Below are 22,845 nucleotides of genomic sequence, written 5' to 3' on the forward strand. Positions count from 1 at the left end.
TACCCGTGAAATTCAGGTAGCTGATTGTTAAGGTCCGTCGCGGCGGCGATCCGCGCAGCAAATTCCCGAGGAGACTGGCATGACGGTTACCGATGACTACCTGGCCCACAACGCCGGATACGCGAGTGCCTTCACAGGACCGCTGCCGATGCCGCCAAGCAAACACGTCGCGGTCGTCGCGTGTATGGATGCCCGGCTCGACGTCTATCGCATACTCGGCCTCAACGAGGGGGAGGCCCACGTCATCCGCAACGCCGGCGGCGTCGTTACCGATGACGTCGTTCGCTCACTGGCCATCAGCCAGCGGTTGCTGGGGACTCAGGAGATCATCCTGATTCACCACACCGACTGCGGCATGCTCACCTTCACCGATGACGACTTCAAGCGCAGCATCCAAGAGGAGACGGGTGTCAAACCGCCGTGGTCGGCCGAGGCCTTCCCCGATCTAGCGGAAGACATCCGGCAGTCGCTGCGCCGCATCGAAAACAGCCCGTTCGTCACCAAGCACGTGTCGCTACGCGGCTTCATCTTCGATGTCGCCACCGGCAAGCTCGAAGAGATAACTCTCTAGCGACCGCCGCACCGACGGTCCTCAGCCCACTTTGTAAGTAGCGAGGGCTTTGGCGATCAGCCTGCCCTCCGGGTCGACGATCTCGGCCTCGCAATTGGTCAGCGACCGGCCCCGCCGCAGCACCCGGCCCACCCCGATCACGTCGGTGGCCCGCGCCGGCGCCATGAAGTCCAGGGCCATCGACACCGTCACGCCGCGCAGGTCGGGGGGTGCTGGCACACCGCACCATGCCGCCGCCATGACGGTGATATCGGCGAGGGTTGCGATGGCACCGCCGTGAACCATGTCGCCGACGGTGACGTTGGAGGGGTCCCACGGCAGTCGCAGCCGTACTTCCTCGTCGTCGAGCCGATCGGCGACGATTCCCAGCTTGGCGACGAACGGCGATTGCGGGAGAAACTGCGCGATCACGTCGCGGCCGCTCGCGGGGGCAGAAGAGGTGGTCATTCGTCCATGTTCCTCCCCATTGACACCGCCGGGGCGGGCTGGTTCTATAGGTGGCAATGACCGTAAACATGGTCAGTTCTACCAACTTTATCCGGATATGCGGTTTGCGGTAAGGAAGCCATGACCAGTGGTGTAGCGGCGGGGCCTTCGGCCGGCCAGTACGAATTGAGCCATTTGCGCTCGTTGGAGGCGGAGGCCATCCACATCATCCGAGAGGTCGCTGCGGAGTTCGAGCGGCCGGTGCTGCTGTTCTCCGGCGGCAAGGACTCCATCGTGATGCTCCACCTGGCACTTAAGGCGTTCCGTCCCGGACGGCTGCCGTTCCCGGTGATGCACGTCGACACCGGCCACAACTTCGACGAGGTGATCGCGGCCCGCGACGAACTCGTCGAACAGTTCGGGGTGCGCTTGGTGGTGGCGTCGGTGCAGGAAGACATCGATGCCGGCCGAGTCGTCGAGACCATCCCGTCACGCAACCCGATACAGACCGTGACGCTGCTGCGCGCCATCCGGGAGAACAAGTTTGATGCCGCGTTCGGCGGGGCGCGCCGCGACGAAGAAAAGGCGCGCGCCAAGGAGCGGGTGTTCAGCTTCCGCGACGAGTTCGGTCAATGGGATCCGAAGGTGCAGCGCCCCGAGTTGTGGAACCTGTATAACGGGCGCCATCACAAGGGCGAGCACATCCGGGTCTTCCCGTTGTCCAACTGGACCGAGTTCGACATCTGGTCCTATATCGGGGCCGAGAAGATCAAGCTGCCTTCGATCTACTTCGCGCACCGGCGCAAGGTGTTCAGCCGCGACGGGATGTTGCTCGCGGTGGACCGGCACCTGCAGCCCCGCGCCGACGAGCCGGTGTTCGAAGCTACGGTGCGTTTCCGCACCGTTGGGGACGTCACCTGCACCGGATGTGTGAAGTCCGAGGCCGCGACCGTATCGGAGGTCATTGCCGAGACGGCGGTGTCGCGGCTGACCGAGCGTGGCGCCACCAGGGCTGACGACCGCATCTCAGAGGCTGGCATGGAAGACCGGAAACGGCAGGGTTACTTCTGATGGCAACGTTATTGAGGCTGGCTACCGCAGGCTCCGTCGACGACGGCAAGTCCACCCTGATCGGGCGGCTGCTCTACGACTCCAAGGCCGTGATGGAAGACCAGTGGGCGTCGGTGGAACGGGCCTCGGAGGAGCGCGGCCACGAGTACACCGACCTGTCGCTGGTCACTGATGGCTTGCGGGCCGAACGTGAACAAGGCATCACCATCGATGTCGCCTACCGCTACTTCGCCACTCCCAAGCGGAAATTCATCATCGCCGACACCCCGGGCCACATTCAGTACACCCGCAATATGGTGACCGGCGCTTCGACCGCCCAGTTGGTGATCGTGCTCGTCGACGCCCGACTGGGCCTGCTCGAGCAGTCCCGCCGGCACGCCTTTTTGGCGTCGTTGTTGGGCATCCAGCACATCGTGCTCGCGGTCAACAAAATGGATCTGATCGACTGGGACAGAGAGAAGTTCGAAGCGATTCGGGATGAATTCCACGCTTTCGCAGCACGTTTGGACGTGCAGGACGTGGCCACCATCCCGATTTCCGCGCTGCACGGCGACAACGTGGTGACCAAATCGGAACGGGCGCCCTGGTATGAGGGTCCGGCGTTGCTCTCGCACCTCGAGGAGGTGTACATCGCCGGTGACCGCAACCTGGTTGACGTGCGGTTCCCGGTGCAGTACGTGATCCGGCCTCAGAGCCACGAGCATCGAGACCACCGCAGCTACGCCGGAACGGTGGCCAGCGGGGTGATGCGCCCCGGCGACGAGGTGGTGGTGCTGCCGGTCGGCAAGACCAGCCGGATTGCCTCGATCGAAGGCACGAATGGTCCTGTGGAAGAGGCATTTCCGCCGATGGCCGTCTCGGTGAGCCTGGCCGACGATATCGATATTTCGCGGGGTGACATGATCGCCCGCACCAACAACCAGCCCAGGGTCACGCAGGAATTCGATGCGACCGTGTGCTGGATGGCCGATGGCGCGGCGCTCGAGCCGGGCCGTGACTACGTCATCAAGCACACCACCCGAACCACGCGCGCGCGAGTCACTGCGCTGGACTACCGGCTCGATGTCAACACCCTGCATCGCGACAAGAGCGCTACGGCGTTGAAGCTCAACGAACTTGGTCGTATTTCGCTGCGCACGCAGGTGCCCCTGCTGCTCGACGAGTACACCCGCAACGCCAGCACCGGTTCGTTCATCCTCATCGACCCGAACACCAACGGCACGGTCGCGGCGGGCATGATCTTGCGCGACGTCGCGGCGCAGAAGGCAAGCCCGAACACCGTGCGTCACGAGTCGCTGGTGACGACCGAAGACCGGGCGGCTCGCGGCCGGACGGTGTGGCTCACCGGTCTGTCGGGTGCGGGCAAATCGTCGGTGGCCATGCTGGTCGAGCAGAAGCTGCTCGAAAAGGGTCTTCCTGCTTATGTTCTCGATGGTGACAACCTGCGGCACGGCCTGAATGCCGACCTGGGCTTTTCCATGGCCGACCGTGCGGAGAACCTGCGCCGATTGGCTCATGTCGCGACGCTGCTCGCCGATTCCGGCCAGACCGTGCTGGTACCCGCGATCAGCCCGCTGGACGAACACCGGGAGATGGCCCGTAAAGTGCACGCCGACGCCGGATTTGAGTTCCTCGAAGTGTTCTGCGATACCCCGCTCGCGGAGTGTGAGAAGCGTGATCCCAAGGGCCTGTATGCCAAAGCCCGCGCGGGCGAAATCACGCATTTCACCGGTATCGACAGTCCGTACCAGCGGCCCAAGAATCCGGATTTGCGGCTGATTCCGGATCGCTCGCTCGAGGAAATGGCGCAGAGTGTTCTCGACCTGCTGGAGTTGCGGGGCTAGACGCCGGCACCCGAGCGTCCGCGTCGCCATCGGGCGCGGGTGGCACAATCCTCAGGGTGCGGATGTCAGCAAAAGCGGAGTACGCGGTGCGGGCGATGATCCAGCTCGCCACTGTCGACAGCGGCACGCTGGTCAAGACCGACGACTTGGCCCAGGCGCAGGGCATACCGCCGCAATTTCTCGTCGACATCCTGACCAACCTGCGCACCGACCGCTTGGTGCGCAGTCACCGCGGCCGCGATGGGGGCTACGAGCTGGCCCGTCCGGGCAGCGAGATCAGCATTGCCGACGTGCTGCGCTGTATTGACGGGCCGCTGGCCAGCGTCCGTGACATCGGGCTCGGGGACCTGCCGTACTCGGGGCCCACGGCGTCACTGACCGACGTCTGGCGTGCGCTGCGCGCCAGCATGCGGTCGGTCCTGGAGGAGACGACCTTGGCGGATGTGGCGTCCGGCGCCTTGCCCAAGCACGTCGCAAAGTTTGCCGACGACTACCGGGGTCAGGAGAGCACCCGGCATGGCGCCCCGCGCGTCGATTAGGCCGGAAAGCTAGCCGGCTGATCCGTAGGGCTGAGTCAGAATTTCCATGGCGTGCCCGGAGGGATCCAGGAAGTAGACGCCGCGCCCGCCGTGACTGTGGTTGATCTCGCCGGGCCGGCTTTGGCGCGGATCAGCCCAATGCTGCAGGCCGCGCGATTGGATCTTGCCGTAGATCGTGTCGAATTCCGGCTCGGAGACGAGGAAGGCGTAGTGCTGCCGCCGGATTTCCTCGCCCTCGGGGGCGTTCGCGAAATCGAGGTTCACGCCGTGTTCGAGTGCGACAACCATGAAGTTGCCAAACGGTTTCGGGCTGGGCAGGTCGAAGAGCTCGGTGAGAAATTCCGCGGACTCGCGGTTGTCGCGTGCGGCGACGATGGTGTGGTTGAAATTGATGGACATAGTTCTTTCCAGTGAACCACTGTCGCCGCGAGGCGACAACGCGCGAAGTGTCTACTTGGGCGCGGTCAGCTCCAAGGCGATGTTGTCGGGGTCGCGGAACTCCAGAATGTAGGACGGCCCGATGTCTTTGACCGGCTCGTGCTCGACGCCGACTTCATCGAGATGCGCTGCTGCGGTGTCCAATTCGTCCTTGCTGCCAAGCCGGAACGCGATGTGGTCGAGACCGCAGCGGTCTTCGTGGAAGCGGTCCGTGGCGACCGGCCGCAGCCCGAGGAGCGTGCCGCCGAGGTCGTAGATGACGCCGCCGTACAAGAAGCCGAACTGGTGGCGGGTGACCTCGTCCGCATTCTCGGGAACTTCCAGCAACACCGGCCAATCGAACACGCTCTCGTAGAACTGCCGGGATCGCTCGATATCGGTGACGGTGAGGCGGACGTGTGCGATGGATGTACTGGTTAATGCCACCGGTCCCATGCTGCCACTCCGGGAACCACATGTTGAGGGCATGTCACAATCGCCGTCGTGCGGATAGCAATGACGATGCCGGTGATGGAACCGGACTTGGATGCGACGGTTCTGCAGACCTGGGCGCGCGCGATCGACGAAGGCCCGTTCTCGTCGTTGTGCTGGGGGGAGCGCATCGCGTTCGGAAACCCGGACAACCTCACGCTGCTCGGTGCGCTCGCGGCCTGGACCAAACGGGTGCGGCTGATGACGACGGTGATCGTGCCGCAGCTGCACGATCCGGTCATGTTGGCCAAGGGTTTGGCGACGGGCGACATGCTGTGCGGCGGGCGGTTGACCGTCGGCGTCGGTGTGGGCGGCAGGCACGAGGACTACCACGCGGTCGGCGCCGACCCGGCGACACAGACCATGCGCGACATGGCCGAGCGGGTCGCGGTGATGAAGCGGGTGTGGGCCGGGGAAAAGATCACCGAGTCGGTGCTGCCGGTCGGGCCCGCACCGGTACAACCCGGCGGCCCTCCGCTGTTCGTCGGCAGCATCGGACCGAAAACCATTCGCAGCGCGGCGGCCTGGGCCGACGGGCTGGCCGGCACCACCCTGGACCTCGATGTCGACAAGCAGAATGAGCTCTTCGACGTCGCGCGGGCAGCGTGGGCGCAGGCGGGCAAGCCCAAACCCCATCTGGTGACGTCGTTCTGGTTCGCCTTCGGCACGCCCGAGCAGTCCCGCGCCCAGGTGCATCGTCATCTGCGGCGTTATATGAACTGGATACCGGCGGAGTACGTCGACGCGATGGCCCCGATGACCGGCTGGGCCGGCAGTGAAGACGAGCTAGCCGCGGTGCTGCGCACGTTCGAGGAGATCGGCACCGACGAGGTGCAGCTGATTCCGACCAGTTCGGACCTCGATCAGGTGCAGCGCGCCGCCGACGTGGCCGGGCGGTTCTAGGCCGGGAGGCGCTCGCGGCCAATATCGGGTTGCTGCGGAGGTTGCCCTTTTTGCAGCGTGGCCACCAGCTCGCGGTAGGGGCCGACGACGTAGACGGTGTCGCCGGCGCGCAGCCGGGCGTCACGCCGTGGATGTAGCTGAACTGGGGTGTCGTCTCGGGTGATCGCGATGACGCGGGTCTGCGTGGACAGTTCGAACATCCGCAGCCCGTCGAGCTCGCTGCCCGCTGCCACGTGCATACCGCCGACCATGAAGTAGCGCTGCCCGACCGAGAACGTCCCCAGCACCTGGAGGCCCATCGCGGCGCCGATAAACCACGGCGCGGCCAGTTCCACGGTCGAGCGCACGGTGTCGAAACCGAATCGCTCCGCCACCGCTCCACCCAGCGCACGGTCATAGATGCGCAGCACGATCGGAACATCGGGCCGGATCACTTTCGGCATCACCCGTGGACCCAACATCTCGCGCAGCACGATCCCGGTCTCGATGTTGGTCATGTCATCGTGGGTGAGCACCGCCACCGCGCGAGCCGTGTCAACGCGGGCCGCCGCCAGGGTCTGGCGCAGGGTCGCGTCCCCGAAGATCACCGGCACTTCCAATTCGGCGGCGGTCGACAAGTAGCGGTTGTTCTCGTCGAGCTCGATCACCGCGACGTCGTATCCGGCAGCGGTCAGATCGGCGGTGACCCGGCTGCCGAATGAGCCAAGCCCGACGACGACGACATGATTGCGCAGGTGGCGCGCCCGCCGGCGGCCGGCCGTGTGGACGAAGCGGCGCGAGATCAGCAGGTCGGCGATGAATGCGACAAGAACGGCGGTGGTGGTCAAGCCACCGAACATCAACATGATGCTGAACAGTCGCAGCCAGGTGGGTTGGGAGAGGAAGCTGAAGTCGCCGTAGCCCACCGTCGCGATCGTCTCGGTGCTGAAGTACAACGCGTCGACCCAGGTCATTTTCGCGTGGGGCTGGTAGCAATAGCGCAACAACACCGTTGAACCGATCAGCACGGCCAACACCGCGGTCACCGCGCGTAAGAACATGGGGTTGACGTCGTTGCGCAAGCCGCGCACGGCGCTGACAGTCCGCCGCAGCCGGCGCTGGCGGGTGCGTGTCGTATTCGGCCGCGGGGGCCTGATGCCGCGCTCCGCCAGCTCTTCGACGGTGCCGATCATCGCCGCCCAGTCACCGGCGTGGACCTTCAGGTCGCGGCCCGGACAGGTCTCCAACAGGCCGGGCGCCGGCGAGTTCTTGCCGTGCACCACCGCGACCGGGGCCAGGTCGGCGTAAATCTCGCGCAGTGTCGCGTCATAGGGCGCCTCGGCGCCCGAGACGAGGAACTTGATGCCAGCCGCTTCGAAGGGGTGCGCGGTGTGCGCCAGACACGCCTCGACGACCGATGGCGCCGCCAGGTCGGCGACATCGAGGATCGCGCCGGGGCCGTTGTCATCGGCAACCGCTTCGCGCAGCACATCATTGGCCAGCCGGGCAACCACGCGCACATTCGGGTTGGCTTTCCTTGCCAGCAATGCGATTTCGAGATTTCGCGCATCGTCATTCCCCGCGCAGATCACGGCGAGCGCGCGGGTGACCCCGGCGTCGGCGAGTCCGGTGTCGTCGGTCAGCATGACGACGCGGGCACCCGCATTCTTCAACTCGTCGACGATGGTTGTCGCGAGCGCGTCGTCACCGCTGACGATGATGTGACGTTGCATGCTCAGCCGCTCGACCATGGTCCTGGGCCGTCTCGCATAGACCCACTATCGGCCACTGTGCCGTCTTTGCGCTACAGGACGCGGACGTCGGAAGGCGACCAGAAAGCCCGCATCGACGTGATCTTGGCGTCCTCGTCGAACGTCATCAGCGAGATGGGCGAGATCCGGGTGCGAGTGTCGCCGGCGTGGAGTGTGAGGTGCCAGAAAAACGCCGCTTCGCTGCCGCCGACTCGTATTTCCGCTAGTTCGGTGTCTTTCTTGGCGTCTTGGAACGCCGCGTAGAACTCGCGGATCGCATCCTGGCCGCGCCGCACGTCCGATCCGGCTGGATCCTCGATGGTGGCGTCGGCGGCGTACAGGGTCACTATCTCGTCAGTGGCGCCGTTGGCGACGAGCGAGAGATAGCTGTTGACGGTCTGCGTGATGGCTTCTTGGGACGGCATGGCTTGGGACGCTACCTCGTTGCCATAGCGGTCGCTTTGGGTTGGTCGCATTCATAATGGGCGACGTGCCTTTCATCGAACGCCTTGCGTCCCGCGAGATCTATCGGAACCCGTGGCTGATCTTCCGGGAGGACGACATCCGTCGCCCGGACGGCAGCCCGGGCGTCTACGCCGTGGTGGACAAGCCGACCTACGCGCTGGTGATGCCTTACGACGGGGCCCGTTTTCGGCTGGTTGAACAGTTCCGTTATCCGCTCGGCGCGCGCCGCTGGGAGTTTCCGCAGGGCACGGCACCCGATTTAGCCGACGCCGAACCCCCCGAGCTGGCCGCGCGTGAGCTGCGCGAGGAAACCGGGTTGAGCGCGACGTCGTTCGAGGAACTCGGTCTGCTCGATGTCGCTCCCGGAATGACCAGTCAGCGCGGCTGGGTGTTCTTGGCCACCGGAATCTCCGAGGGAGAAGCGGATCGCGAGCACGAGGAGCAGGACATGCGCAGCGAGTGGTTCCCCCGCGAAGATGTCGAGGAGATGATGCGTTCCGGGGTGATTGTCGACTCGCAGTCCATTGCGGCCTACGGTCTGTTCCTGCTGCACGGGCGATGAGTTTCGGGGCTGGCATCGGTCAACACTGCTATGACGATCAGAGCACACAATCTCGACGGGTACGGCGCGCCGACGATTGAATGGGCCCGTGTCAAAACGGTGCTGGACGGCCAGCTGACGCAGGCGCCGGACAGCGGCGGTCCGCAACGCCATACGGCATGGCTTACGACGATCAACCCCGATGACAGCCCGCATGTGCGGCCCGTGGGGGTGATTGAGTACCGCGGCAGCTGGTATTTCACGTCCGGACCCGCGACCCGGAAGTCACGTAACTTGGCTCGCGACCGAAGATGCGTGGTCAGCGTAGCCACCGATCAGTTCGACCTGGTCCTCGAGGGCGTCGCCGAACGTATCAGCGAAGCTGGCGAATTAGCCACCGTCGCAGCGGCTTTCGTGCGTTCCGGATGGCCTGCGGAGGTCGCCGGCGACGCGATCACGGCCGAGTACAGCGCGCCGTCGGCGGGCCCGCCGCCCTGGTATGTGTACCGTGCAAGCTCGTCGACCGTATTCGCGATGGGCACATCGGAACCGTTCGGCGCCACGAAGTTTGAGGTGGACTGAGACCGCTCATTACGGCGTGATCGTGTCCGGCCCGATATCGCATTGCGTCATCGAGTCCGCACCATGGACATGGTGCGTTCGCGTTGGAGGTTTGGCCGGCACCTAGCGGTGGTGCTCGGCGTCATCGCGAATTTCGGTGCCCCTGCGGTTTTGGTGCACGCAGCGACGCCAGTGTGGAATGGCAAGTACTCGTTGGTGAGATACGCCGTGAACAAGAGCGGCACCAGTGTCGCGGCCGGTCAAGCCGAACCCACCTTCAGCGCTGACTACGTCTTCGCCACTTCGTGCTCGTCGGGCAAGTGCGTCGCGACAGCCACCAACGGACCGGCCCCCAAGAATCCGACGCTGCCCCAGCCGTCGCACTACACCTGGGACGGAACCCGGTGGGTCGAGCACTTCGATTTTCAGTGGGATTGCTATATGGGCGAAGGAATTCCGAAAGTCTGGGCACCCGCAAAGTCGTGGGCGTTCTACACGCCGCAGCCGGACGGGTCGCTGCGCGGTACCTGGCACACCGACATCAACGGCGGCCCGTGCCGTGGAACCGTGGAAATGCCGGTGGCGGCGTTTTCTTCGCCGTCAATGGGCTCGCAGTGACGGCGGCCCAATCGAACTGTTAGGGGCAGTAGTTGGATTCCGCGGCGCTCACGACGCCGGTCGCGTCACTGAGGCTGATCCCCGGGTTTTTGCTCTGCACCACCTGGGCCAGCTAGTCTGGGGTCTCGCCGGCGCTGCGGTCCGCACAGATGAGGTGCCCGAGTTGGATCAGCGCATCCTTGTCCCCGCTCAGGCCGATCTTGTGAATCTGAGCGAGGTAGGAGTCGTCGTCAGCGACCGCGACCCCGGTGCCCACGGTCAAGGCGGCGGCAACAATCGCGGGGGCGCTCAATAAGTAGAGTTTGCGAGGAGAGATCACGGTCGGCTCCTTGTCTGGGAGTGGCGGTACAACGGCATCATTATGCGGTTCGCGATGCTCGCGCGCGTGGCAAATTGACGAAGCGGGCAAAGTGGTTCTCGACAAAGGGCGCGCCGGCAGCAAATGGCCAGGCTGCGACGTCAAATGCGCCTTTTTCCAATACGCGCGAAATAGTGACCGGCGGCCATCATGTCATTTTCGGAGTCTTACCCGAGTGTCGCTGTGGGACGCCGTGCGCTGATGGTTAGGTTCCGATGGTGACGTCCATGGTGAAGTTGTTCCGCGACACCGTCGCGGTTCGTATAGCGGTTGTCGTAGTACTCGGCGTTATCGTCGCCATCACGGTGGGAAATGCCTTCGGCGGGCGCTACGCGCTCGTCGGTTGGATCACCGCCGCGGGCGTGTATGTGCTGTGGACGCAACTCATCCTGCGCGGAATGGATGCCGAGCAAACGCGGATATGGGCGACGCGAGAGGACCCGACCCGGTGGCTCGCCGACGTCGTCATTCTGACCGCAAGCGTTGCGAGCCTGGGCGGGGTCGGATATGTCGTGGCCGCCGGGTCGCGCTCCGGCGCCGAGGCGCTCCACGCCGCCATCGTCGGCATTCTGAGCGTCGCGGCGTCCTGGGTCGCCGTGCACACGCTGTACACCGTGCACTACGCGCGGCTCTACTACTCCGACGATCCGGGCGGGATCGATTTCCATGACCCGGAACCGCCGCGATTTCGGGACTTCGCGTATATCGCGTTCACCGTCGGCATGACCTACCAGGTGTCAGACACGGAGATCAACTTGACGTCCATCAGAGCGACGGTGTTGCGACATGCGTTGGTGTCCTACCTCCTGGGCGCGGTTGTCCTCGCGGTCACGATCAACTTGATCGCGGGGCTGGGCTCCAAGGTGTGATCGACGTTGGGCGCCTGGCCGACGATTGTTCTCGGTACCCAGTCGTCGATCACACCGGTCAGATCAGCACCAGGTGGCCCCGAGTTCCGCGGTGCCGATATCGACTGTCGCTAGCCGACTTTGGTCAGCGTGAATATGTCACGGCTGTCTTCGAGACCACAGGGCGCCGACGTCGTCAAGAAGTCCACTTCGCCGCTAAGCGTCACCGGGTCCCACGATTGGGTCACGTCGATCGGGTGCTGGCTGTTATCCGGACATATCGCGCCCTCGGGGATCGACCGACTGACCGTGTACCTGCCCTCGACCAGCGGGGCATCAAACCCGCCTTCCATCGAGGTTGAGACGTGAGCGACGCAGCCCGGCGTGCACGTGGTGCGGACGATCCATGTCCCGTGACCGCCGTCCTCGTCCGCGTAGTGATAGACGCCATTCATCTTCGTGTCATCGGCCGCAGTCGGAGGCGCGGCCGAGGCCAGTGGCGCTGGCAACGCTACCGCGCCAGCAAAAATTGCAGTCGCCGCGATGAATGTGCTGATCCTCATCTTTTCCGCCCTTTTTCGTGTCGTTGCGCCGGTTTGACAACGTGACGAGAGAATATCAACGAAAGGCCAGGTAAAAGCGGGTATTGGGGCGCATTCATAGACGACTCCTATGTCCCGCGAAAGTGCATACAAAAACCATGAGATCTCGTCAAAAGTGGCGGTTGTACAGCAAACTCATGTGACGCTGACCCACACGCTGCCGAAACTTGCGATCGGCGCGGAAAGTCGCGAATATCTCTGGTAATAACCAGGTTTCGCAAGCTGCGGCGTTGCTCCGAAAGTCGTCCGTTTGTGCTATTGGCATCAAAGAGGTTGTAGATCAACATGTTTGACGAAATATCGTTACGACAGCCCTTCGGCTGATGGGTCTCGTTGTTGTCCGGGAGCGGTATCGATCGCACGAGTCTGGTTCGCGACCTGTGGCTGTTGCACTTCGAGCTCGGCGTCGATCACTTTTATCCAGGCTGAGTGCGGAGTGATGTCGACGAGATTTTCCTCGGATTGACCAAATACGCTCATCAAGAGCGCGTGACAGTTGTCGGCATCGTCCCGATGGCAAGGGTGCAGATAGTTGCCCGAGACGCGGCGGTCAATGTGGGCTGGCGCCACATACATCGCGACATTCTCCATCCAGCCGGTCGTGCAATCCTCAACGACCACGGGCATATCGCCCGGTAGGTCGGCGAGTGCGCGACGCAGTTGCTCAACGTTCATCGGTTCGTCCTAGACATCGGAGCGCCAGCGTACGAGCGGCTCGCTGAGAAACCGTTGAGAACGCCGCTGACCTCGATGTTCGCGGCCTGTAGCGCTGCGTTCAGCGCGTGTCGTTCCGAGCACCATCGGGGCCGCAGCCACGAGCTGTTCCGTCAGGCGAGACAGGCGGTTGGGACACCAGAGGTTCGTCGCCTATTCCTGGATGCATCAGTGCGACTCGGAGGGATATCTATGTCAGGACGAAACTCGAACGGCTTCATCATCATTGGTGCGGGCACAGGCAGCATCATCGAAAACCTTTGTCGTGGTGGTGATTTAATATGACTCAACAACCGCGCGACTACCTGTACGGCGGCGACTTCGCGGAGGAGCGAGCCCGACTCGCCGGCATTGAAGCGCTGTGGGACCCGGGTAGTCAGTCACTGCTGGACGAGCTCGGACTCGGCGCGGGATGGCGATGTCTCGAAGTCGGTGCCGGCGGCGGCTCGTTAATCGAGTGGATGAACGGGCGTGGCGCGGCGGTCACCGCGGTCGACATCGACACGCGATTCATCGATCACCTTGCATCGGACACCGTCGACGTTCGGTGCCTGGACATCCGAAGTGACGATCTCCCGCCAGGCGAGTTTGACCTCGTTCACGCGCGCCTCGTGCTGGAGCACCTCTCGGATCGCAGGGACATCCTCCATAAACTCGTGCAGACGCTGCGCCCGGGCGGCTGGATCGTCATCGAGGACTACGAGTACAGCTGCTACAGCTTGGGTGATCAGCCGTACCTCGACGCGACCGTGCGCGCGATCATCGAAGTCATGGAGAAGGCCGGTTACGACCGAACGTACGGGCGCAGGGTTGTGGACGACCTCGTTGAAGCGGGGTTGACCGACGTTCGGGGCGAAGGCCGCACGCGAATAATCGACGCTCATTCTCCGGGTTTCGACTTCTTCAAGCTTTCGTTCGAGAGCATTCGGGGCGCGGTCGTCGCGTCGGGGGCGTTGGCTGCGGCTGATGCCGATGCGGCCGCGGCCCGTTTCGCCGACAACAGCATGCGAATCTTCACGCCGATCGTGATGGCGGGAATCGGCCGCCGCGCCTGATCACACCGTCTCCGACCTGGAATCGAACAGGCTCTCCACGCGTTGTGTGACGCGTGGAGAGCCGCGTCACAGACGAAGGTGCCCCGACGGATGAGCAGTCCGGGCAGGGCAGGTTGGTACGGAGCGCGTTCGCGATGCTGCGTGTCCTGGGCCGGATGCACGGGCCCGTGGGGGTCAGCAGACTTGCTACCGCCGTTGGCATCCCGAAGGCGACGGCGCATCGGCTGCTAGAGCAAATGGCCGGCGAGAACATCGTCGAGCGCCGCGACCGCAAATGGGTGCTCGCAGCGGGCTTTCATGACCTCGACCGCCGGCACAGCGATCTGGGCGGCATCGCTCGGCAGCGGCTGTACGCCATGACGCATGCAACGGGCGCGACGTTGTGCCTCTATCTGCAGTCGGCGGAGAATCTGCGGCCCCTGACCACCACGCATGGACGTCTGGTGGGTCAGGTTATGAGCGCTTTCGAGCAATCCATCGCACCAGAGCACCCGGCGTCGGCGATGTGGCAAGCGATTGAAACCGGGCGACTCTCCGCTGAGCACCGCGTGGTGCATCCGGAGTGCTGTTGTATCGCCACCCCGTTCCCGCTGCCCTCGGGCGACGTCGCGGTTCTTGGGCTAGCGCTGCCCGATCACCGGGGAGTGGAATCGCTCAAACGCCCCCTGGACAAGGTGGCATCGCTGATCCTCGATGATGTGCATCGGCGGGAAGGCCAGCTCGCGTAACGAGCGTTCAGCAGTGGGGGGCCCAGCACCTCTGGTTGGGGCAGTAGGTCGCGTGTGCGATGCCGACCATGGAGCCGACGTCTCCGACCGCAATGCCCCGGGGGTCCAAGTTGGCGTGGACGTCCTGGGCAATCTGGTCCGGCGTCCAGCCCCAGCCGAGGTCGTCGCAAATGAGCTGCCCCATCCCGATCATGGCGGCGTCGTGTCCGGGCGCCCAGGTGAGGCCGGCGGCGCGCAGTTGAGCAAGGTATGCGTCATTGACGGGATCGGCGGCCGCAATCGGCGCGCTGCTCAAGACGGCGGCGCCGACCATTGCGGGGACGGCCATTCTGGCTAACCAGCGAGGCGAGGGCATGAGTCAGTGTGCGGTGCGAAAGCGGCGCAAATGTGACGAACTGACGAATTCCAGGGATAACAGCCGACTGCCCTCTGCACGCCGGCGCTTACGCGCGGCCGGAGAGACCGGCGGCGGCGCGGATCTGCTGGCGAGCTGCGGCACGGTCGGTCTCGGGAAATATGTAGTGGCTCAACGCGGTCCGCGCGATGGCGCCGGCAAGGTCGCGGAGATCCATTGCCGCGGGCAGGGCGCCCTCGCGGGCGCAGCGCTGCAAAACCGTCACCAGCCCTTCGGCGAGCATGGGTAGCGCTGCGGCCATCTGGTCGTGCGCGAAGCTCGGCTCGAGCTCGAGCAGGCGCCCCGGTGGCTGAGCCTCGACGAAGGTCGCGACGACGTCGATCGCGGCTTCCAATCGTGCGACGCCGACGACTTCGTCCATCGCTTCGTCCATTGCGGTGGTGAACCGACGGCGTTCGCGCTTTCCCATCGCGTCGATGAGGTCTTCTTTGGACGCGAAGTAGCGGTAGATGGTGGGCCGCGACACCCCGGCCAGGCTCGCCACGTCCGACAGCGACAACTTGCGGGCGCCCGTCCGGAAGACCAGCCGCTCGGCCGCGTCCAGAATTCGATCGGCCAGATCGCCATGATCTGAGCCGCGCGATTCGGCGATCGACACCGTGGCAGCCCCTACAGCTTGCCGAGTCCGCGCAGCCACGAGATCAACAGCCGCAGCCCGTCGTCGAAGGACATGGGTTGGTAGCCGAGACGACGGGTGGTCAGGTTGTCTTTGCTTCTGGGCTTGCGTTCGCTGTGGGCCATCGCTTTCGCGATCGCCATCAAGGTGGGCCCGAATTCGGCAGTCAACGCGTCGGGATCGGTGCGGTAGTCGAGATCCTCGACACGGTGGTCGATTCCGGCGACCTCGCAGGCGCGGTTGATGCCGCCGGCGGTACTGAAGGTGTCTTCGGGCCGGCCGACCAACAAATAGCGCTCACCGGACACCCCCTGGTCCAGTGCGGCGATCGAGCCCTTGGCGACATCCGCTCCGGCGACCCAGGTCACCGGAAAAGCCAGATAGCGCTTGATCTTTCCGCGCATGCCTGCCAACAGCACCCGGTTGAAACTCGTGCGGTGCAATGCGCGGTCCACGACCAGGCCCGGTCCGTAGATGGCGCCGGGGTGGCAGGTCAACACGTCGTCGCCCGCGGCCGCGCGCTTGTGGGCTTCCAGGAACGCGGCGAGCTTGGTGACGGTGTAGGGGTCCTGTGGCGGGTTCTTGAGAACGGGCGCCTCTTCGAAGTCGACACCGGTGCCGAGATCGAGGAACGTGGCGGTGCTCAGGGCGACGACCCGGCGCATACCGTGGGCATTGCCCGCATCCAGGACGTTCGTCGTGCCGACCAGATTGACGGCTTTGAAGTCGTCGAGGTCCTGACTCGCACCGCCCAGCAGCGCCGCACAGTGGATCGCGGCCTCGGCGCCCTTGGCCGCTCTGAGGACATCGTCGGCGTCGCTGATGTCGCCCTTGACCAATTCGACGCCGATTCCGGCCAGGGCGCCGGCTTCGTCGGGATTGCGAACCAGGGCGCGAACATGGTCGCCACGCTCAATCAGCTGCTCGCAGACGTTGCCGCCGGTCTGGCCGGTCGCGCCGGTGACGAAAATCGTGCTGGCCATCGCGGGCCTCCCTGGGCTTACCGAAGCGTTACATATTGAACATATTTAGTGAGAACTGTAAACCTTGAAGTGGGATTGTTCTATATTCAGTTCATGACACTCGATCCCTCGAGCGTGCTCCTGACCGACCGAGTCGCGGTCGTCACCGGTGGCGGCGCAGGCATCGGTCGCGGCATCGCGGCGGGGCTCACGGCGTTCGGCGCGCGGGTGGCAATCTGGGAACGCCACCCCGACTCGTGTGCGTCGGCCGCCGAGGAGATCGGCGCTCTCGGCATCCCCGTCGACGTCCGGGACAGCACCGCAGTGGACGCCGCGCTGGCACAGACCTCGAGCGAGCTCGGGCCGGTGACGATCCTGGTCAACAATGCCGGCGGAGTCTTCTGGTCAGGGATCCTCGACACCACCGAGAACGGGTGGGACGCCCTCTACAAGTCGAACTTGCGCCACGTCTACCTGTGTACGCAGCGAGTGGCCCGCAACCTCGTCGAGCAGAAACTGCCCGGCAGCATCATCAGCGTCACGTCGATCGAGGGTGTCCGCGCCGCACCCGGGTACGCGACCTACGCGGCGGCCAAGGCGGGCGTCATCAACTACACCAAGACCGCCGCACTCGAACTCGCTCCGCACGGGATTCGGGTCAACGCGCTGGCCCCCGATATCACCCTGACCGAAGGCATCAAGCAGATTGCGCCGCCGGGCTCCGAGCAACGATTTGGACTCACGGTCCCGATGGGGCGAGCGGGCCATGTCGACGAAATGGCCGGAGCAGCAGTGTTTCTCGCGTCCGACATGTCCAGCTACATCACCGGCCAAACGATCCACGTCGACGGCGGCACCCATGCCGCCAGCGGCTGGTACCACCACCCCGAGACCGGCGCATACGCTCTCGGACCGACAACTGAATAAGGCGACGACAAATTCGCTAATTCACATCCGCTGATCGCAATAGCGCTTGTGTCGATAATGGCTGCAAATATCTACTCGCCCGTATTCATCGCGACATGCGCCGACATCCCGCCGTCGATCGAAATCATTTGTCCGGTGATGTAGCGGGACTGCTCGGAAGCCAGAAATACAACGAGTTCTGCAACGTCTTTTGGTTGTCCGACATAGGGCGTCAACGTGGCGCGACCCAGGCCGTCGAGGATGTGCTCGGACAGGTGCGCGCGCACGGCGTCGGTGAGGATCAATCCGGGAACGATGGTGTTCGCCCGTATGCCCTGCTTTCCCTCGCTGGTCGCCACATACATCGTCAGGGCGTGCACCCCAGCCTTCGAGACGCCGTAGGCCAACCGGGTCCGGTCGCCCGACAGGGCGGCGCCCGACGACATGTTGATGATCGAACCGCCTCCGGTGCTTCGCATTTCGGGGACAGCGTATTTGCACATCAGCATCTGACTTCCGAGATTGACCTGCAACGACCGCTGCCATACGTCGAGCGAAATCTCGGAGACCGTGGTGTCGCGGGCCAAGAAGCTGCTGGCGGTCAGCGCCGCGTTGTTGTGCAGGACATCGAGTCGGCCGAACTCCGCCACCGTGGCCTGCACCACCGACCTCGCCACGTCTTCCTCCGCGAGGTCGCCGCCGAGGGCGATTGCTTGGGCCCCGGTGCGCCGAATCGCGTCAGCGACTTCGCCGGCCTTTGCCTCGTCGATATCAACGACGGCAACGGCCGCGCCTTCGCGGGCCAATTCGTCTGCCGTCGCCGCACCAATCCCGCCCGCACCTCCGGTAACTATCGCGACTTTTCCGGCAAGTCTGGACATCGAGTTCTCCTGGTCGCTTCTTTTCAGTGACGCATAAAAAAGATAGCCTGAATTCATGCCGCGTATTGCACCAATCCCGATGGAAGAGCTCAGCTCGCACTCCCGCGAAATCGTCGATGCCGGTGTCGCCGCCGGGCTGTACGCGACGCCGGTGCCCTTGCAGATCTTCGCCTATCGCAGCACGCAGCTCGAACAGGTCAATATGGCGAGGACCCACCTCGGTGCCGGCACGCTGCTCGGCGGCAGGATCCTGGAGTTATTGCGTATCCGCAGCGCCCAGCTCGGTGAATGTGAACCCTGTAGCCAGTCTCGTAAGCATGATTCGATCACCGACGAGGATGTCGCTTGCCTGCTCGCGCCGGGCCACGGCGAGCTCACCCCGCAGGAGCAGATGGCCGTCGAGTTCATCGACCTGCTGTCCGCCGATCACCACGCCATGGACGACGAGTTCTACAAGCGGTTGGGTGAGCATTTCACTGCCGCGCAGATCATCGAGCTCGGTTTCACCTGCGCGGGCGTGATGGGATTGCACCGCTTCATCCACACCCTCAACGTGTACGGCGACTCGGCGCCTGTCATCGAATATGACCAGGACCAGGTCGACAGCGCTAAGCCGGTGTGAGGATGCCAAGCCGATCCTTCAACGATGCCAACGCATTTCATCGGGCGATGCGCACCTTCGCTGCCACCAAGCTCGGGTCCGCAGTCTTCCGCCCGACCGCACACCACCTGGACCGGCTCGCCAGCAGGCTCACCGGTGGTAAGCGCAGCTTCGCTGGGCTGGTAACCGGTGTCCCTGCCGTCACTCTCACCACGATTGGGGCGAAGTCGGGTGAACCGCGAACTGTCGCGGTTTACGGAATCCCGCATTCCGAGGGCCTGGCCGTCATCGCGTCGAACTGGGGTGGCGCCAAGCACCCGGCCTGGTACCACAACCTCAAGGCCAACCCACAAGGCACCGTGTCGATCGAGGGCAGTACCTGGGATGCGGTGGCGCGGCCCGCCACACCTCGCGAGCGTGACGAGATCTGGGCAAAAGGACTCGAGCTGTATCCGGGCTGGCGGAAGTACGAAGCGCGGGCTGGCGAACGCCACATCGAGGCATTCGTCCTCGTCCGGAGTTGAGGCTGACTCGAATCTCGCTAGACCGATGCTGTCGCAGGGTCGGCGCTTACCTTGTCGCGTTGATACCGCGGGGCTTTCGACAACAGGAACACATAGAGCGCATCGAGAACCAGAATCTCGACGTAGATCACCAGCCAGACGACGTTTCCCGGGGCGTAGAGGCACTGGGAGATGGAAGCGGTCACAGTGCCCAGCAGCTTGCCCCAGGCTATCCACATGCTCTGGCCGCGCCGGTCACCGCGACGCATGAGCATGCTCAGGAACAGTGCAGACATGATCAGGTTGTCGACGTAAGCCGTGTAGACCGAACCGTTTTCGCGCCCGAACACCGACACCGTGGCGACCATCATCGGGGTCACCATCACAAAAGCGAAGACGAACTTGGGCCAAAAGTAATACTGGGGAAGGCTTTTCGGGTAGTCGGAGCGCCAGTGCTTCACGAAGACCGCGAGGATGGCGATATCGGCGGCGAACCAGATCGCGTTGATTACCTCCTGGATCATCCCGCCGACCGACGGGTAGACGAACGTGAACAGGAACTCCCAGGTGATGTTCATTGCTAACGCGAGAAAGGGCATCGCGTAGCTGCGGTCGAGCAGGCCCTGCCGTATCACGCACGCGTAGGTGATGATCCAGAAGATCCCGCTGGCAAGCCCGAACATGTCGATCAGGGACACAGGAGACCTCATTCCGCCGTAGTCAGATACAGACTAGTAGTCTGTATCTTGTGGCGTGGCCGAATGAACGACACAGTGCCGGACACCGGAGCGTCGGACGATGACGAGACGAACTCAGGCGGATCGTCGTGCCGCAACCCGCGCGGCCATCCTCGCGGCCGCCCGCGAGTTGTTCACCGAGCACGGCTATCACGGGTGCAGCATCGACGCGATCCTGAATCGCGCCGGATCCAGCAAAGGGGCCTTCTATCACCACTTTTCGGACAAAGCCGCGGTGCTCGAGGCGCTGCTCACCGACTTCGAGGAGGAGGGCGTCCGCAGGGCCAGGGAGTGGAGTGCCGGGATAACGTCGCCGCTGGAGATCATGCGGGTGTCGGCCCGCAATCTGTTGGATTGGTGCACGGATCCATACATCCGGCAGGTCGTGCTGACCGACGCGCTATCGGTGCTGGGCTTCACCCGGTGGCATCAGATTGACGACCGCTACACCCTCGACGTTCTGGATCAACTGCTGCAGCGCGGGATCGCCGCTAAAGAGGTGCGACCGCTGCCCTCGACCCGCATGACCGCCCGGCTGATCATCGCCGCAATAAATGAGGCGGCGCTGTTCGTCGCAAACGCGGTCGATGTCGACTCCGCCCGCGCGGAGGCGCTTGCCTCCATCGACTTCATGATTACGTCGATCGCGGCCGCGGGCCCAGCCGGTCGGCGCGGCGACGGACGCAGTGGCAACCAATAACTGTGTGGCACGGCCGATTACATCTTTCGATATTCCGCTAGCGACCATGGGCGGCAGGATTCTGTGCACGAACGTGGGAAATTGAGAGGGAATGGACTGGAAATGGGGTCATCACCGATGATGAGGTCTCGCTCAATCGCGCCGCTCGTTGTCATTGTCGCGCTGATCGCAAGCACCGCCGTCACAGCGTGCGGTCGAGGCCAAGAAGCGCCCGCGGCCGATTACGCCGTCTACGCGGAATACTCGCTGTCGAACAAGCCGATGGTTGCCGGCTGGAACGCACGCGTCTTCAACAAGAAGGAAGTTCAGGAAGGCGGGAACATCAGCCTCGACGAGCGGACCGGCGTTGTAACGCTGAGGGCTGGTCGGTATCACGTCACGGCTATGTCGCTCGTCAATTACTACGACGTGGCGAACCCGACCATCATCCCAACGTCGGTGACGCCACCGGCCGGCTACGCGCGCCTGCGGTATCTCGAGGATGCCCTGAGCCCCGATGTCGTCCCGACGGTTGACGTGATCAACGCCAGCAACGCCAAGGCGCTCTCCGTCGGCACGGGAAGCGACGCTAACGCGCTGCCGAGCTTCATGGACACGTTCGTGAGAGTGAAGGACAAGGCCAACCTCGTTGTCGAGCACCAGGTTGGCAATGAGGTGAAGGGTCTCTATTTGCAGGTCAATGCGAACGGCTCGGTCTGGCACGTCAACGCACGAATCACGATCCAACGTATGGATGCGGGCTAGGCGGTTAGAGTTCTCGCACCGGCCTTGAAATACGAAGGTGCGAAGGCGAACCCGATGAGACTCTCACGATGCGCGGCCGCCATGACCCTTGCAGCTGTACTCGCTCTGCCGGCAGCGACGAATACGACCGCGGCAGCCGTGCCATGGTGCGGTGCCGATTCGCTGAGTCTTCGTACCAGTCCACCCATTTCACCCGGCCAACAGGTATATCTGCACTTTTACGTGATTTTGACGAATGTCTCTCAGCAGACCTGCACCCTGCGGGGCTATCCCGGTGTGGACCTCGTCGGCCCCGATGATCCGACGCTAGGGCCGGTCTACAGCCTGCCGAGGGAGAGCGGGGATGTTCAGCCCGTCGTAGTCGCGCCCGGGGCATCCGCCGCCAGCCTTCTGGCCTTCCTGCCGAAGATGGGCCCCGACGGTTTGGAGCCGGCCTGGCCGCCGACCACGATCGTGGTGACTCCGCCGGACTCCACGACACAGCTCCAGACTCCGTGGATTCCCGGCGAATTCACTGTTCTACGACAGGGCGATGGGACACACGCAGGTGGCCACATCGGGCCGCTGCAGCCGTACCGCTAAATCTCTTGAACGCGTGGGTGAATGCCCCTTCCGAGGAATAACCGACCTCGGCTGCCACCGAACTAACGGTGCGTGCGGTGGACCGACAGCAGCCGAGATGCCGCGCGCTTGACGACGCAGCGACTCCTCGAAGCTCACGTCCTCGGCGACAGTTCCTGCTATCCGGTGAAGGTGACGACGTTCCCCGCGAACAACTGCCCGCCCGGTTGTGGCGGCCGTGGTCCGCAGGATCGGTCCGCGCTCGCCCAACAGTTCACCGAGCTGGACCACACGTCATTGCCGCCCGCGTCGAACTGAATGTCCATGGTGGCCATGCCGGCCGGGATATCGGTGCCTGCGGCGTTGAAGGTGTGGAAGTTGGCCTTGATTGTGGTGCGCCCGTTGTACCGCTTGTCCTGCCGGCTGCCCTCCATCTGGCGAAGGGCGAAGGTGAACTTCTGCCCGGGCTTGGCGCGGTCGCCGTGATTGGGACCTGACTGCGGGTACTTGTCAGTGGTGCTGTAATCCCAGAACACAAGGTCATAGTTGGTGTTGTTCACGATGTCGAAAGGGCTGGTGTTGTAAACCGGATCGGCGGCGGCGGTCCCGGAACCGCCTGCGGTGAAAGCGATACCGACGATCGTTGTTAATACCGCCGCTCGCATCAGCTGATTCGCCGACGATGTCATCGTCCTCCTCCTTCAAGCGCGTAGTGGCCGTGCGGTATTACCGTGAA

At 63.9% G+C, this 22,845-nt stretch carries 30 protein-coding genes and 1 pseudogene; 17 read left to right on the plus strand and 14 right to left on the minus strand.

Annotated elements, in window-relative coordinates; genetic code table 11:
- Positions 1-79: 79 nt before the first annotated feature.
- Positions 80-571 (plus strand): beta-class carbonic anhydrase, encoded by a 492-nt coding sequence (locus tag ACTXG5_RS13220; RefSeq protein WP_445164065.1) that lies wholly within the window; start codon positions 80-82, stop codon positions 569-571.
- 21 nt (positions 572-592) lie between these two features.
- Here ACTXG5_RS13220 and ACTXG5_RS13225 read toward each other — a convergent pair whose 3' ends face one another.
- A complete protein-coding gene (locus ACTXG5_RS13225) occupies positions 593-982 on the minus strand; it encodes a PaaI family thioesterase (protein WP_445164405.1) in 390 nt (129 codons plus the stop codon).
- An 86-nt stretch (positions 983-1,068) separates the two neighbouring features.
- On the opposite strand from ACTXG5_RS13225, the pseudogene cysD reads away from it, so the two are divergent.
- The 3 genes and pseudogenes from cysD to ACTXG5_RS13240 all read left to right on the plus strand — a co-directional run bounded on the left by cysD (position 1,069) and on the right by ACTXG5_RS13240 (position 4,451).
- Positions 1,069-2,068: pseudogene (cysD, locus tag ACTXG5_RS13230) on the plus strand (sulfate adenylyltransferase subunit CysD).
- Positions 2,068-3,912, plus strand: coding sequence for an adenylyl-sulfate kinase (cysC, locus tag ACTXG5_RS13235; RefSeq protein ID WP_445164066.1), 1,845 nt, complete (start codon positions 2,068-2,070; stop codon positions 3,910-3,912). The pseudogene cysD and the gene cysC overlap by 1 nt, the downstream one beginning before the upstream one ends.
- Before the next feature lie 56 nt (positions 3,913-3,968).
- On the plus strand, positions 3,969-4,451 hold the full coding sequence (locus ACTXG5_RS13240; RefSeq protein WP_445164067.1) for an Rrf2 family transcriptional regulator: 483 nt from the start codon (positions 3,969-3,971) through the stop codon (positions 4,449-4,451).
- A gap of 9 nt (positions 4,452-4,460) precedes the next feature.
- On the opposite strand, the gene ACTXG5_RS13245 is transcribed toward ACTXG5_RS13240, so the two are convergent.
- Complete coding sequence (locus ACTXG5_RS13245) at positions 4,461-4,850, minus strand: VOC family protein (protein WP_445164068.1); 390 nt, start codon at positions 4,848-4,850, stop codon at positions 4,461-4,463.
- A gap of 51 nt (positions 4,851-4,901) precedes the next feature.
- Positions 4,902-5,315, minus strand: coding sequence for a VOC family protein (locus tag ACTXG5_RS13250; RefSeq protein WP_445164069.1), 414 nt, complete (start codon positions 5,313-5,315; stop codon positions 4,902-4,904).
- A 69-nt stretch (positions 5,316-5,384) separates the two neighbouring features.
- Between ACTXG5_RS13250 and ACTXG5_RS13255 the strand changes: the two genes are divergently transcribed.
- Positions 5,385-6,263, plus strand: a complete 879-nt coding sequence (locus tag ACTXG5_RS13255) for an LLM class flavin-dependent oxidoreductase (protein WP_445164406.1) — start codon at positions 5,385-5,387, stop codon at positions 6,261-6,263.
- Here the strand turns inward: ACTXG5_RS13255 and ACTXG5_RS13260 are convergent.
- Entirely contained in the window at positions 6,260-7,993 is a 1,734-nt protein-coding gene (locus ACTXG5_RS13260; protein WP_445164070.1) for an NAD-binding protein, read from the minus strand. The genes ACTXG5_RS13255 and ACTXG5_RS13260 overlap by 4 nt on opposite strands.
- 53 nt (positions 7,994-8,046) lie before the next feature.
- The gene (locus ACTXG5_RS13265) at positions 8,047-8,418 is read right to left on the minus strand and encodes a nuclear transport factor 2 family protein (RefSeq protein ID WP_445164071.1); all 372 of its coding nucleotides are present in this window, start codon (positions 8,416-8,418) and stop codon (positions 8,047-8,049) included.
- Between the two features lie 56 nt (positions 8,419-8,474).
- Between ACTXG5_RS13265 and ACTXG5_RS13270 the strand changes: the two genes are divergently transcribed.
- The 3 genes from ACTXG5_RS13270 to ACTXG5_RS13280 all read left to right on the plus strand — a co-directional run bounded on the left by ACTXG5_RS13270 (position 8,475) and on the right by ACTXG5_RS13280 (position 10,178).
- Positions 8,475-9,020, plus strand: a complete 546-nt coding sequence (locus tag ACTXG5_RS13270) for an NUDIX domain-containing protein (RefSeq protein WP_445164072.1) — start codon at positions 8,475-8,477, stop codon at positions 9,018-9,020.
- A gap of 30 nt (positions 9,021-9,050) precedes the next feature.
- On the plus strand, positions 9,051-9,581 hold the full coding sequence (locus tag ACTXG5_RS13275; protein WP_445164073.1) for a pyridoxamine 5'-phosphate oxidase family protein: 531 nt from the start codon (positions 9,051-9,053) through the stop codon (positions 9,579-9,581).
- A gap of 63 nt (positions 9,582-9,644) precedes the next feature.
- The gene (locus ACTXG5_RS13280) at positions 9,645-10,178 is read left to right on the plus strand and encodes a hypothetical protein (RefSeq protein ID WP_445164074.1); all 534 of its coding nucleotides are present in this window, start codon (positions 9,645-9,647) and stop codon (positions 10,176-10,178) included.
- Between the two features lie 112 nt (positions 10,179-10,290).
- Here the strand turns inward: ACTXG5_RS13280 and ACTXG5_RS13285 are convergent, their stop codons facing one another.
- A complete protein-coding gene (locus tag ACTXG5_RS13285; protein WP_445164075.1) occupies positions 10,291-10,497 on the minus strand; it encodes a DUF732 domain-containing protein in 207 nt (68 codons plus the stop codon).
- A gap of 266 nt (positions 10,498-10,763) precedes the next feature.
- On the opposite strand from ACTXG5_RS13285, the gene ACTXG5_RS13290 reads away from it, so the two are divergent.
- A complete protein-coding gene (locus ACTXG5_RS13290) occupies positions 10,764-11,405 on the plus strand; it encodes a DUF1345 domain-containing protein (protein ID WP_445164407.1) in 642 nt (213 codons plus the stop codon).
- A 110-nt stretch (positions 11,406-11,515) separates the two neighbouring features.
- Here the strand turns inward: ACTXG5_RS13290 and ACTXG5_RS13295 are convergent, their stop codons facing one another.
- The gene (locus ACTXG5_RS13295) at positions 11,516-11,947 is read right to left on the minus strand and encodes a hypothetical protein (protein ID WP_445164076.1); all 432 of its coding nucleotides are present in this window, start codon (positions 11,945-11,947) and stop codon (positions 11,516-11,518) included.
- A gap of 342 nt (positions 11,948-12,289) precedes the next feature.
- Complete coding sequence (locus tag ACTXG5_RS13300; protein WP_445164077.1) at positions 12,290-12,661, minus strand: hypothetical protein; 372 nt, start codon at positions 12,659-12,661, stop codon at positions 12,290-12,292.
- Between the two features lie 320 nt (positions 12,662-12,981).
- Here ACTXG5_RS13300 and ACTXG5_RS13305 point away from each other — a divergent pair, with 320 nt between their 5' ends.
- Both ACTXG5_RS13305 and ACTXG5_RS13310 read left to right on the plus strand, forming a co-directional pair.
- Positions 12,982-13,755: a class I SAM-dependent methyltransferase gene (locus ACTXG5_RS13305; protein WP_445164078.1), complete on the plus strand. Its 774-nt coding sequence runs from the start codon at positions 12,982-12,984 to the stop codon at positions 13,753-13,755.
- A gap of 134 nt (positions 13,756-13,889) precedes the next feature.
- Positions 13,890-14,483: a helix-turn-helix domain-containing protein gene (locus ACTXG5_RS13310; RefSeq protein ID WP_445164079.1), complete on the plus strand. Its 594-nt coding sequence runs from the start codon at positions 13,890-13,892 to the stop codon at positions 14,481-14,483.
- Between the two features lie 7 nt (positions 14,484-14,490).
- On the opposite strand, the gene ACTXG5_RS13315 is transcribed toward ACTXG5_RS13310, so the two are convergent.
- The 3 genes from ACTXG5_RS13315 to ACTXG5_RS13325 form a co-directional block, all read right to left on the minus strand.
- Positions 14,491-14,811 (minus strand): DUF732 domain-containing protein, encoded by a 321-nt coding sequence (locus tag ACTXG5_RS13315; protein WP_445164080.1) that lies wholly within the window; start codon positions 14,809-14,811, stop codon positions 14,491-14,493.
- Between the two features lie 115 nt (positions 14,812-14,926).
- The gene (locus ACTXG5_RS13320; RefSeq protein ID WP_445164081.1) at positions 14,927-15,496 is read right to left on the minus strand and encodes a TetR/AcrR family transcriptional regulator; all 570 of its coding nucleotides are present in this window, start codon (positions 15,494-15,496) and stop codon (positions 14,927-14,929) included.
- Positions 15,497-15,507: 11 nt separating this feature from the next.
- Entirely contained in the window at positions 15,508-16,497 is a 990-nt protein-coding gene (locus tag ACTXG5_RS13325; protein WP_445164082.1) for an NAD-dependent epimerase/dehydratase family protein, read from the minus strand.
- 93 nt (positions 16,498-16,590) lie between these two features.
- On the opposite strand from ACTXG5_RS13325, the gene ACTXG5_RS13330 reads away from it, so the two are divergent.
- Positions 16,591-17,403 carry an SDR family NAD(P)-dependent oxidoreductase gene (locus ACTXG5_RS13330; RefSeq protein ID WP_445164083.1) on the plus strand — a complete coding sequence of 271 codons (813 nt, stop codon included), beginning with the start codon at positions 16,591-16,593 and terminating at the stop codon, positions 17,401-17,403.
- 71 nt (positions 17,404-17,474) lie between these two features.
- Here ACTXG5_RS13330 and ACTXG5_RS13335 read toward each other — a convergent pair whose 3' ends face one another.
- Positions 17,475-18,263 (minus strand): SDR family NAD(P)-dependent oxidoreductase, encoded by a 789-nt coding sequence (locus ACTXG5_RS13335; protein ID WP_445164084.1) that lies wholly within the window; start codon positions 18,261-18,263, stop codon positions 17,475-17,477.
- Between the two features lie 55 nt (positions 18,264-18,318).
- Here ACTXG5_RS13335 and ACTXG5_RS13340 point away from each other — a divergent pair, with 55 nt between their 5' ends.
- Complete coding sequence (locus ACTXG5_RS13340) at positions 18,319-18,885, plus strand: carboxymuconolactone decarboxylase family protein (RefSeq protein WP_445164085.1); 567 nt, start codon at positions 18,319-18,321, stop codon at positions 18,883-18,885.
- Between the two features lie 2 nt (positions 18,886-18,887).
- Complete coding sequence (locus tag ACTXG5_RS13345) at positions 18,888-19,388, plus strand: nitroreductase family deazaflavin-dependent oxidoreductase (protein WP_445164086.1); 501 nt, start codon at positions 18,888-18,890, stop codon at positions 19,386-19,388.
- A gap of 17 nt (positions 19,389-19,405) precedes the next feature.
- Here ACTXG5_RS13345 and ACTXG5_RS13350 read toward each other — a convergent pair whose 3' ends face one another.
- Positions 19,406-20,065: a transmembrane-type terpene cyclase gene (locus ACTXG5_RS13350; RefSeq protein WP_445164087.1), complete on the minus strand. Its 660-nt coding sequence runs from the start codon at positions 20,063-20,065 to the stop codon at positions 19,406-19,408.
- Positions 20,066-20,165: 100 nt separating this feature from the next.
- Here ACTXG5_RS13350 and ACTXG5_RS13355 point away from each other — a divergent pair, with 100 nt between their 5' ends.
- The 3 genes from ACTXG5_RS13355 (at position 20,166) to ACTXG5_RS13365 (ending at position 22,130) form a co-directional block, all read left to right on the plus strand.
- A complete protein-coding gene (locus ACTXG5_RS13355; RefSeq protein WP_445164088.1) occupies positions 20,166-20,804 on the plus strand; it encodes a TetR/AcrR family transcriptional regulator in 639 nt (212 codons plus the stop codon).
- Positions 20,805-20,906: 102 nt separating this feature from the next.
- Entirely contained in the window at positions 20,907-21,548 is a 642-nt protein-coding gene (locus ACTXG5_RS13360; RefSeq protein ID WP_445164089.1) for a hypothetical protein, read from the plus strand.
- An 81-nt stretch (positions 21,549-21,629) separates the two neighbouring features.
- Positions 21,630-22,130 (plus strand): DUF4232 domain-containing protein, encoded by a 501-nt coding sequence (locus tag ACTXG5_RS13365; RefSeq protein WP_445164090.1) that lies wholly within the window; start codon positions 21,630-21,632, stop codon positions 22,128-22,130.
- Between the two features lie 158 nt (positions 22,131-22,288).
- Here ACTXG5_RS13365 and ACTXG5_RS13370 read toward each other — a convergent pair whose 3' ends face one another.
- Entirely contained in the window at positions 22,289-22,798 is a 510-nt protein-coding gene (locus tag ACTXG5_RS13370; RefSeq protein WP_445164091.1) for a hypothetical protein, read from the minus strand.
- Between the last annotated feature and the right edge of the window lie 47 nt (positions 22,799-22,845).

The organism is Mycobacterium sp. Dal123C01 (assembly GCF_052566995.1).

What these genes read in the sequence shown, in the direction of transcription:
- ACTXG5_RS13220 (WP_445164065.1), top strand. Translation starts at nt 80, where the DNA reads ATGACGGTTACCGATGACTACCTGGCCCACAACGCCGGATACGCGAGT.
- cysC (WP_445164066.1), top strand. Translation starts at nt 2,068, where the DNA reads ATGGCAACGTTATTGAGGCTGGCTACCGCAGGCTCCGTCGACGACGGC.
- ACTXG5_RS13245 (WP_445164068.1), bottom strand. Translation starts at nt 4,850, where the DNA reads ATGTCCATCAATTTCAACCACACCATCGTCGCCGCACGCGACAACCGC.
- ACTXG5_RS13255 (WP_445164406.1), top strand. Translation starts at nt 5,385, where the DNA reads ATGACGATGCCGGTGATGGAACCGGACTTGGATGCGACGGTTCTGCAG.
- ACTXG5_RS13260 (WP_445164070.1), bottom strand. Translation starts at nt 7,993, where the DNA reads ATGGTCGAGCGGCTGAGCATGCAACGTCACATCATCGTCAGCGGTGAC.
- ACTXG5_RS13265 (WP_445164071.1), bottom strand. Translation starts at nt 8,418, where the DNA reads ATGCCGTCCCAAGAAGCCATCACGCAGACCGTCAACAGCTATCTCTCG.
- ACTXG5_RS13270 (WP_445164072.1), top strand. Translation starts at nt 8,475, where the DNA reads ATGGGCGACGTGCCTTTCATCGAACGCCTTGCGTCCCGCGAGATCTAT.
- ACTXG5_RS13275 (WP_445164073.1), top strand. Translation starts at nt 9,051, where the DNA reads ATGACGATCAGAGCACACAATCTCGACGGGTACGGCGCGCCGACGATT.
- ACTXG5_RS13280 (WP_445164074.1), top strand. Translation starts at nt 9,645, where the DNA reads ATGGACATGGTGCGTTCGCGTTGGAGGTTTGGCCGGCACCTAGCGGTG.
- ACTXG5_RS13290 (WP_445164407.1), top strand. Translation starts at nt 10,764, where the DNA reads ATGGTGAAGTTGTTCCGCGACACCGTCGCGGTTCGTATAGCGGTTGTC.
- ACTXG5_RS13295 (WP_445164076.1), bottom strand. Translation starts at nt 11,947, where the DNA reads ATGAGGATCAGCACATTCATCGCGGCGACTGCAATTTTTGCTGGCGCG.
- ACTXG5_RS13300 (WP_445164077.1), bottom strand. Translation starts at nt 12,661, where the DNA reads ATGAACGTTGAGCAACTGCGTCGCGCACTCGCCGACCTACCGGGCGAT.
- ACTXG5_RS13305 (WP_445164078.1), top strand. Translation starts at nt 12,982, where the DNA reads ATGACTCAACAACCGCGCGACTACCTGTACGGCGGCGACTTCGCGGAG.
- ACTXG5_RS13310 (WP_445164079.1), top strand. Translation starts at nt 13,890, where the DNA reads ATGCTGCGTGTCCTGGGCCGGATGCACGGGCCCGTGGGGGTCAGCAGA.
- ACTXG5_RS13315 (WP_445164080.1), bottom strand. Translation starts at nt 14,811, where the DNA reads ATGGCCGTCCCCGCAATGGTCGGCGCCGCCGTCTTGAGCAGCGCGCCG.
- ACTXG5_RS13325 (WP_445164082.1), bottom strand. Translation starts at nt 16,497, where the DNA reads ATGGCCAGCACGATTTTCGTCACCGGCGCGACCGGCCAGACCGGCGGC.
- ACTXG5_RS13330 (WP_445164083.1), top strand. Translation starts at nt 16,591, where the DNA reads ATGACACTCGATCCCTCGAGCGTGCTCCTGACCGACCGAGTCGCGGTC.
- ACTXG5_RS13335 (WP_445164084.1), bottom strand. Translation starts at nt 18,263, where the DNA reads ATGTCCAGACTTGCCGGAAAAGTCGCGATAGTTACCGGAGGTGCGGGC.
- ACTXG5_RS13340 (WP_445164085.1), top strand. Translation starts at nt 18,319, where the DNA reads ATGCCGCGTATTGCACCAATCCCGATGGAAGAGCTCAGCTCGCACTCC.
- ACTXG5_RS13345 (WP_445164086.1), top strand. Translation starts at nt 18,888, where the DNA reads ATGCCAAGCCGATCCTTCAACGATGCCAACGCATTTCATCGGGCGATG.
- ACTXG5_RS13355 (WP_445164088.1), top strand. Translation starts at nt 20,166, where the DNA reads ATGACGAGACGAACTCAGGCGGATCGTCGTGCCGCAACCCGCGCGGCC.
- ACTXG5_RS13360 (WP_445164089.1), top strand. Translation starts at nt 20,907, where the DNA reads ATGGGGTCATCACCGATGATGAGGTCTCGCTCAATCGCGCCGCTCGTT.
- ACTXG5_RS13365 (WP_445164090.1), top strand. Translation starts at nt 21,630, where the DNA reads ATGACCCTTGCAGCTGTACTCGCTCTGCCGGCAGCGACGAATACGACC.
- ACTXG5_RS13370 (WP_445164091.1), bottom strand. Translation starts at nt 22,798, where the DNA reads ATGACATCGTCGGCGAATCAGCTGATGCGAGCGGCGGTATTAACAACG.